This window comes from Protofrankia sp. Cj3, assembly GCF_917627355.1.
Classification (GTDB): Bacteria; Actinomycetota; Actinomycetes; order Frankiales; family Frankiaceae; genus Protofrankia.
Genome location: NZ_CAKJTR010000025.1, coordinates 5,062 through 12,750 on the forward strand (window position 1 = coordinate 5,062; position 7,689 = coordinate 12,750).

General features: G+C 67.1%; 7 protein-coding genes and 1 pseudogene. 5 read left to right on the forward strand and 3 right to left on the reverse strand.

All coding sequences use genetic code 11. The annotated features are described in order from the left end of the window. The 3 genes and pseudogenes from MJ783_RS05530 to MJ783_RS05540 all read left to right on the forward strand — a co-directional run. Positions 1-279, forward strand: a pseudogene (locus tag MJ783_RS05530) (DNA polymerase III subunit gamma and tau); the annotation flags it as partial. Positions 280-411: 132 nt separating this feature from the next. Beyond that, on the forward strand, positions 412-615 hold the full coding sequence (locus MJ783_RS05535; RefSeq protein ID WP_131768226.1) for a hypothetical protein: 204 nt from the start codon (positions 412-414) through the stop codon (positions 613-615). A 325-nt stretch (positions 616-940) separates the two neighbouring features. Continuing rightward, the gene (locus MJ783_RS05540; RefSeq protein WP_239308841.1) at positions 941-1,888 is read left to right on the forward strand and encodes a YihY/virulence factor BrkB family protein; all 948 of its coding nucleotides are present in this window, start codon (positions 941-943) and stop codon (positions 1,886-1,888) included. Here the strand turns inward: MJ783_RS05540 and MJ783_RS05545 are convergent. Beyond that, positions 1,882-3,198 carry an LCP family protein gene (locus MJ783_RS05545; RefSeq protein ID WP_239308842.1) on the reverse strand — a complete coding sequence of 439 codons (1,317 nt, stop codon included), beginning with the start codon at positions 3,196-3,198 and terminating at the stop codon, positions 1,882-1,884. The two genes, MJ783_RS05540 and MJ783_RS05545, sit on opposite strands and share 7 nt — an antisense overlap. Before the next feature lie 112 nt (positions 3,199-3,310). Next, positions 3,311-4,435: a CaiB/BaiF CoA transferase family protein gene (locus tag MJ783_RS05550; RefSeq protein ID WP_370651452.1), complete on the reverse strand. Its 1,125-nt coding sequence runs from the start codon at positions 4,433-4,435 to the stop codon at positions 3,311-3,313. A 236-nt stretch (positions 4,436-4,671) separates the two neighbouring features. On the opposite strand from MJ783_RS05550, the gene MJ783_RS05555 reads away from it, so the two are divergent. Further along, positions 4,672-6,147, forward strand: coding sequence for an aminopeptidase P family protein (locus MJ783_RS05555; RefSeq protein ID WP_370651451.1), 1,476 nt, complete (start codon positions 4,672-4,674; stop codon positions 6,145-6,147). A gap of 261 nt (positions 6,148-6,408) precedes the next feature. On the opposite strand, the gene MJ783_RS05560 is transcribed toward MJ783_RS05555, so the two are convergent. Beyond that, positions 6,409-6,753, reverse strand: a complete 345-nt coding sequence (locus MJ783_RS05560; protein ID WP_239308844.1) for an Lsr2 family protein — start codon at positions 6,751-6,753, stop codon at positions 6,409-6,411. A gap of 416 nt (positions 6,754-7,169) precedes the next feature. Between MJ783_RS05560 and MJ783_RS05565 the strand changes: the two genes are divergently transcribed. After that, complete coding sequence (locus MJ783_RS05565) at positions 7,170-7,640, forward strand: hypothetical protein (protein ID WP_239308845.1); 471 nt, start codon at positions 7,170-7,172, stop codon at positions 7,638-7,640. Positions 7,641-7,689: the final 49 nt, after the last annotated feature.

The window sequence follows — 7,689 nt, forward strand, 5'->3', positions numbered from 1 at the left end:
GGCCCCGCGCCGACGCCTACGGCGGCGGCAGTCACCGAACCCGAACTGGCGGTTGCCGTCCCACCGGTCACCGCCGTGCCGCTGGCCTCCGGCGTCTCCCCGCAGCCACCGTCCACGCCGGAACCGGCGCCTGGGCCCGAACCTGATGACACGGGGCAACCACCGCGCGGGCGCCAGGGTGCGCCCGCGCGGGCGGCCGAGCGAGGTGCCGGCGGTCGCCGGGGCCGTAAGTCCGTCCCGGCCTGGGACGACATCGTCTTCGGTGCCCGGCGCCCGTAGCGGCGCCCCCGCGGGCACGCGATCATGGCTCTGTTCCGCGGCTCCGGCGGCCAGGTCGCCGGGTTGCTCTGTGAGGGAACCGTCACACCGGCGGCGTGGAACCAAATCCCGACGAAGACTGTTGAAGATGGTGTGACTGGAACCACTACCAAACCGACGCTGACCAACCTCGACCGGTGCGACCGGTGCGGCGCGCAGGCGTATGTGCGGGTCGTGCTTCCCGGTGGCGGCGAACTGCTGTTCTGCCGGCACCACGCCAAGTCCCACGACTCGAAGCTACGAGCCGTGGCTGCCGAATACCATGATGAAACCGACAAGTTGACCATTTCGCCCTGAACCACCTTCCCCCATATTGTGTATTCGGCCCCGCCTGCCAGATCGGCTTCGCCGATCCGGCAGGAACTCCGAATTGGTGAGCCACGATCAGAAGGTCACAGTCACCACTTTCAGCCGGGTCTGAGCGTGTCTCTCATCCTGGAGCCGTACCGTGGTGCGCGTGCCGATGGCGGATCGAATGTTGCCCGCGGTGCCACGGGTACCCGGCCCAGTGGCTGATGCGTCGCCGTTCCCGTCGGCTGACCCGGCTCCTCCTCATTCGCTGAGCCACTCGTCAACATCGGCCCAGACGCCGCAAGTGGCTGCCTCGCGCGAACCGGTGTTCATGCGTGTTCTCACACTCGCCCACCAGACCGTCGCGGGAGCCTGGCGCGACCGTGTGCTCGGTCTCGCGGCCGAGGCGGGTTTCTGGCAGCTGCTGTCCCTTCCCCCCCTGCTGCTGGCCATCCTCGGCACGATCGGCTATATCGGGGACGTACTTGGCGCCGACGCCGTCGACAGTGTTCGGCAGAGCGTGCTCAGCGCGGCGAACGACCTGCTGACACCCGCGGTCGTCGACGACGTGGTGCGCCCGACCATCAACGAGATCCTGACGCACGGGCGCCCGGACGTGATCTCCATCGGTTTCCTGCTGTCGCTGTGGACCGGATCGTCCGCGATGGCCACCTACGTCAACACCATCACGATCGCTTACGGACAGCGCGAGCTACGCTCAGCGGTACGTAGCCGGCTGCTGGCGCTGCGCCTCTACCTTGCGCAGGTCACCAGCGGGGTGATCCTCCTCCCCGCGCTCGTCCTCGGGCCGGGCCTGCTCTCCCGCATTCTCAACGCGGAACACCACCACTCCGTGGGATGGCTGCTGAAGATCCTGTTCTGGCCTGTCGTCGCCATATTCTCGCTGGCGATGCTCACGTCCCTATACCACTTGGCGCTGCCGTCCCGACGGCCGTGGCGGCGCGCGGTGCCCGGAGCGCTGCTGGCCATGGTGGTCTGGAACGTCGGCAGCTACCTGCTGCGTCTCTACCTGGAGACCGTGTTCGGCCATGAACTGATCTACGGCTCGGTAGCCGCGCCCGTCGCGGCGCTTCTTTTCTTCTATATCACCGCGCTCGCGGTTCTGCTCGGCGCCGAGCTCAACGCCGCCATCGACGGGGTGACCAAATCCGTGCTGGTGCCCGCCGAATCGCAGCCGCCAGCGCCCGATGCCGCGGATGCCCCCATGCCACGTTCCCGCCTCCGGCGGCGGTCCCGGCGGCGCGCCCGCGTTCAGTAGGTACACGAACCAGCCGGTTGCACCAGCGCGGGGGTGGCGGTACCCGATGCTCTGGAGGCGGCCGTGGGCGTTGCCGCGGCCCGGATCGTCGCGGCCGCCAGAACGACCGCTGCCGTATCGGGCGCGGCGCCCGCGCTCACCGGCGCCGCGCCCGCGCCCGCGCCCGTGCCCGTGCCTGACACGGTCGCGTGCACGGATGCCGACGGCTGGCCGCCGCTGAGACCGGCCACGAACGACGCGAGTTTGCCGGGATCGGTGAGCAGCACCGACTGGCCGCCGATCTGGCCGGGTGACGCTGGGACGGTCGCCAAGCGGACGCCGCCGGTACCGACGCCGCGCAGCCGGACCGCGAGCGGCGCCAGGTCCGCCAGCGATGTGTCGTCACCGACGCTGATGGACGAGGTGACCGCGTCCATCAGCGAGGCCAGCCTGACCGGGTTGGCCAGCGTGCTGGTCGATGTTGCCGCTCGAAAGATCACTCCAATGAACTGCTGCTGGCGGCGGATCCGGTCGAGGTCCGCTTCGGGCAGGCCGTAGCGCTGCCGGACGAAGGCCAGCGCCTGCTCGCCGTTGAGCATGTTGTCGCCCACGTGGCCGTGCCACCCCGACATCTTGTCGTCAAGATTGGTCCTGCTCCCGTTGGGCAGCGGCCGTACGCACACGGTCACCCCGCCGAGCGCGTCGGTCATCCGCTGGAAACCGACGAAGTCGATCTGAAGATAATGATCTATACGTATTTTCGTCAGTTCCTCGATGGTGCGTATCAGCAGGGACGGTCCGCCCAGGGCGAATGCGGCATTGAGCTTCGACCTGCCCGCGGTGTGTTTGTGCCCGGCGCTATCGGTATAGGCGGGGATCGTCACCCACAGATCCCGCGGGAACGAGGCGAGCGTGGTGGAACCGTTGGCGTCCAGATGAGCCAGGATCGTCGTATCCGAACGCTGGCCCTCGACCTCGCCGAACTCACCGGCTGTCCCGGCGCGGCTGTCCGAGCCCACCAGGAGGATGTTCTGGGTTTCCCCAGCCGCGCCGGCCGGCCGCCGGTCGGCGGCGGGGAAGACCACCGGGACATGGGTCACCTTGCCGTCGTAGTACCGCAACGCCAGCCAGCCGCCGCCGGATATGAGCAGGAGCACCAGCGAGAGCAGTCCCGCCGCGGCGGTGACCAGCCGGCGCGGGATGGACGCCGGTGGTCGCGGCGGGGTGGGTGGGGTGGCATCGGAACCCTCCTCGCCCGCGGACCGCTGCCCGCCACCGCCAACCGGCCACCCCGCGGCGCGCTGGACCTGCCCGTCCGGAGGCCACGTCATAGCCCGCCCCCTCGCTCACCCCACCATCCGGGGCGCCTTCGCCAGTCATGTGGACGTTCCGCGGCCGCGGAAACGTTCCCCAGCCCAGGTGTCATGCTCACGACACCCACGATCATCGGTCGCGGCTGAATTCGGCCCGGATGGCCGGGCCGTCCGCATCGAGTGTGGGAGCGGGAGGCCGGGTCGACGGCTCCGGCCACTCGGGCATTTTCACCGGATTGCCGGGTAACGGCAGGCCACCGGCTTCCACCACCATGTGCCGAAAATCGGCCTGGTCCGAGGAGACGGCTTCGGCGACATCGTTGATAGGGCCGCACGGGATGCCCGCCTCGTGCAGAATCGCGAGCCATTCGGCAGCAGGCCGGGTACGCAGGGTGTCTTCCGCTTCGCGTTTGAACGAGTCCAGCGCCGACAACCGGGCGCTGTTGGTGACGAAGCGGCGATCGGCGGCGAGATCCGCGCGATCCAGCGCCTGGCACAACCGGCTGAAGAGGGCGTCGTTCGCGGCGCAGATCACAATGCTGCGGTCCGCACACGCAAACGTGTCGAACGGCGCGATCGAGTAATGTGCGTTACCTATACGTGGTGGAGTTGTCCCGGTAGCGAGATAGGACAACGCGGCACCTTCGAGCAGCGACAGTGAGGCATCGAACATAGCGATGTCAACGTAGGTGCCGCGGCCGGTCGTGTTCCGTCCGTGCAACGCCGCCCCGATGGCGCCGAAAGCGTACAGCCCGGCGGCGAGGTCGGCGATCGGGACCCCCGGCTTCACCGGTTCGCCGGCCGGTGAACCGGTGATCGACATAATGCCGGCAGCGGCCTGCACGACCGCGTCGTAGGCAGGGCGGTTTCGCCACGGCCCGGTCTGCCCAAAGCCCGAGATGCTCACATATACCAGCTGAGGATTGCGCCGCGACAACGCGGTCCAGCCGAGACCGAGGCGGTCCATCACGCCGGGCCGGAAGTTCTCGACCAGCACATCAGCCCGGTCGATGATGGATAGTAACGTCGCGTGATCGTCGGCATCCTTCAGATCGAGCGCGACCGACTGTTTGCCACGGTTCACCCGGGCGAAGTACAGCGACCGATCGTCCATGAACGGACCGTAGGATCGGGAGTCATCTCCGTGGCCAGGCCGTTCCACCTTGATGACCCGGGCGCCGAGATCGGCAAGCATCAACGTGGCAAACGGCCCGGCCAATACCCGAGTGAGATCGACGACAAGAAGACCATCCATGGGACCCGGTGGCACAGGCACTCCTGCGACGCTACCCGCCTTGAGCGCCGCAGCCTACCGTTGGAACTATGAGTACGCAGTCGGGCGGAACCCCGCCTTCCCCGGACAGATCCACATTGCCAACCAGCGCGGACGGCCAAAGCCCACCCCCCGGCGATACGCTTGTTTCTGACAGCGCGTCAGCCGCCACGTCATCCCCGGCGACGGCCGAGGCAGACAGCGCCGATCCGGACGGGATGGCCAGCCACGATCAGCAGCCACCAGCCGCCTTCCGTCGATTTATGGCCAGCGGATGGGCGCCGGTACCCACGGTCACACCAGCGCGTGATGAAGCGGCGCCGTACACGGCCAAGCGACGTGCTCTGCTGAGCACACGTTTCCCAGCCGAAACACTGGTGATACCCAGCGGCGGACTCCGCGTACGAGCGAATGACACGGATTACCCGTTCCGGCCGGGAAGCGACTTCTTCTGGCTGACCGGCTGTCATGAGCCCGACGCCGTCGTGATTCTCCAGCCGAGCTCGGCCGGCGACCATGAAGCTGTGCTGTATGTCGCGGACCGGTCGGACCGCTCGTCCCCGGCCTTCTACGCCGACCGGCGTTACGGCGAGCTCTGGGTAGGCCCGCGGCCGGGCATACGGGAGAGATCGGCAGCCATCGAGATCGAATGCCGGCCCCTGCGCGAGCTAACGGACGCGCTGGCGCGGCTGTCCCCGGCGAGGACCAGAGTCGTACGGGGCCTGGACGCCACGGTGGACCGCCAGATCCTGCGTTACTCCCCCAGCGAGCCGAACAGGTCCACGCCAGCCGTGTCCAACCCGGCCGACCGGGACCTGGAACTGGCGCAGACCCTCTCCGAGCTCCGGCTGGTCAAGGACGAACACGAGATCTCGATGCTGGAGAACGCGGTCGCCGCGACCGTGCTCGGCTTTTGCGAATGCGTACGTGAGATAGGCCACGCGACGACACTGCCCAACGGCGAACGGTGGTTGGAAGGCACGTTCTGGCGGCGGGCCAGGGTCGACGGCAACGATGTCGGGTACGGATCGATTGTGGCCTGTGGCCACCACGCAACCATCTTGCACTGGGCCCGCGACGACGGGCCGGTGCGGCGCGGCGACCTCGCCCTGCTGGACATGGGCGTGGAGTCCCGCTCGCTTTACACCGCCGACATCACCCGCACGCTTCCTGTGGACGGACATTTCAGCGACGTGCAGCGTCAGGTGTACGACGTGGTCCAGCGGGCCCAGCAGGCGGGAATCGACGCGGTGCGACCGGGCGCAAAGTTCGGCGACCCCCACCGGATGGCAATGCGGGTGATAGCCGAGGCGCTACACGGCTGGGGGCTGCTTCCGGTCAGCGTTGAAGAGTCGCTGGCCGAAGACCCACAAGCCCCGAAGGCAGGCCTACACCGCAGATATACCCTGCACTCAACGTCACATATGTTGGGACTCGACGTCCATGACTGCGCGCAGGCCCGTGACGAGACCTACCGCGACGGCCCGCTCGTAACCGGTATGGTGCTGACCGTCGAGCCAGGTCTCTACTTCCAGCCCGACGACATTACGGTGCCCCCTGAGCTGCGAGGGATCGGGATCCGGATTGAGGACGATATTCTCGTCACCGCCGACGGCCGTCGCAACCTGTCCGAGGCTCTTCCCCGTACCGCTACAGCGGTAGAAAACTGGATGGCCAGGCATCAGACCGCCTAAGCCACACATGACCTGGGCGACAGGATGTCGGCTTCTCAACCTGTCGCCCAGGAAACAGCGGTTGCCACATACCCCCATATAGGACGCAAGTGGTACCAACCAGAGGTTTGACCTCTATATGCCGGCACCACCGCGGCTGCACCCCACCGCTCCATGGGCCACTGCTCGGTCGCACCGCGTCCGTTACGGCCTCCGGTCGCGCGAAATAGAGCTATGATCACGCACCCTTTGGCTAGCTGGACGAATGCGACCGAGAGCCACTCAGTGAGCCTTGTCGTACGCTTCGACGATGTTCGAAGCGATACGACCGCGGTCACTGACCGTGTAACCGTTGGCGCGCGCCCACTCGCGAATATCGGCGGTACGGTCTGTACCCCCGGTACGGCGAGAAGAAGCGCCCCGCGGGCCACGCCGAGCGGCAGTTGCCCGACCGCCAGACCGGCGCGCCGCCCCAACGAACGGAGCCAACGACTCACGCAGCTTGGTGGCGTTCTTCTCGGACAGATCGATCTCGTACGAAGCACCGTCCAGTCCGAACCGAACAGTCTCATCAGCCTCGTGTCCATCGAGATCGTCAATCAACGACACGATGGTCTTCTGCGCCATGCCACTCTCCTTCAGGTCAGCGAACCCAGGAACTCTCGAGACTAGTATTACCACGTCATCAGGAAGAACTGTAACGGCTGGTTCGGACACGCGCGACTGGCATCGCCCACAGACATCCTCTCAGCGGCGTCATCGACACCACACAAGAGTCCTCGGGTTGACGTGAGTCACGTCAACCCAAAGGTGCGCAGGCCACTGTCAGGATAAATTTTGATCATGGGTTGTCGGCGAATCGCGACTTCCGATCCGAAACGCCGGTGGTCTGCGCAGACAAGGACGTCACGGTCCGGAAGGCAGAGTGAGCGCGACGCAACGCCATCAAGGATCCACACCGGCGAATGTCTTACACCACGAACAGGCCGCTGATGCGCTCATCCGATTCACGGTCTGGTAGAGCGTCGAGAGCGAGGAGCACGATGGATGAGCGGACATGGATCGTCGATGCCGCAAATGTGATAGGAGCACGCCCGGACGGATGGTGGCGCGACCGCGCGGGCGCCGCGTTACGCCTCCACCAACGCCTATCCGAGCTCTGGCCGTCCGTACTCCTCCCGCACACGTCCGCATCGCAAGCGGCGGGCGGCCCCGCCACGAACCACCCGGGGACACGCCGCCACGATCCACCCGCCCAGGTCGTCCTCGTTCTCGAAGGCATGGCCCGCGACGGGGTTCCGGCGGGTCCTGACCCAGCCATCCCCCGGCTGCTGGTTGTCCACGCGGCTGGCTCGGGGGACGACGCCGTGGTCGACCAGGTCCGTCAACAGGCTGGTCCGGTTCTCGTCGTCACCGGTGACCGGGAGCTTCGCGGCCGGGTCAAGGCCATCGGCGCGGCCACAGCCGGGCCAGGGTGGCTGTGGGCGCTGCTGGACGACGCCCGTTCCCGGTAGGCAGACGGGACGGGACGGGAGCGGCCGTGGACAGGACGGTCGATAGCGG

Excerpts from the sequence above, each read along its gene's own strand:
- MJ783_RS05555 (WP_370651451.1), top strand. The coding sequence starts at position 4,672 with ATGGCCAGCCACGATCAGCAGCCACCAGCCGCCTTCCGTCGATTTATG.
- MJ783_RS05550 (WP_370651452.1), bottom strand. The coding sequence starts at position 4,435 with ATGGATGGTCTTCTTGTCGTCGATCTCACTCGGGTATTGGCCGGGCCG.
- MJ783_RS05560 (WP_239308844.1), bottom strand. The coding sequence starts at position 6,753 with ATGGCGCAGAAGACCATCGTGTCGTTGATTGACGATCTCGATGGACAC.
- MJ783_RS05565 (WP_239308845.1), top strand. The coding sequence starts at position 7,170 with ATGGATGAGCGGACATGGATCGTCGATGCCGCAAATGTGATAGGAGCA.
- MJ783_RS05540 (WP_239308841.1), top strand. The coding sequence starts at position 941 with ATGCGTGTTCTCACACTCGCCCACCAGACCGTCGCGGGAGCCTGGCGC.
- MJ783_RS05545 (WP_239308842.1), bottom strand. The coding sequence starts at position 3,198 with ATGACGTGGCCTCCGGACGGGCAGGTCCAGCGCGCCGCGGGGTGGCCG.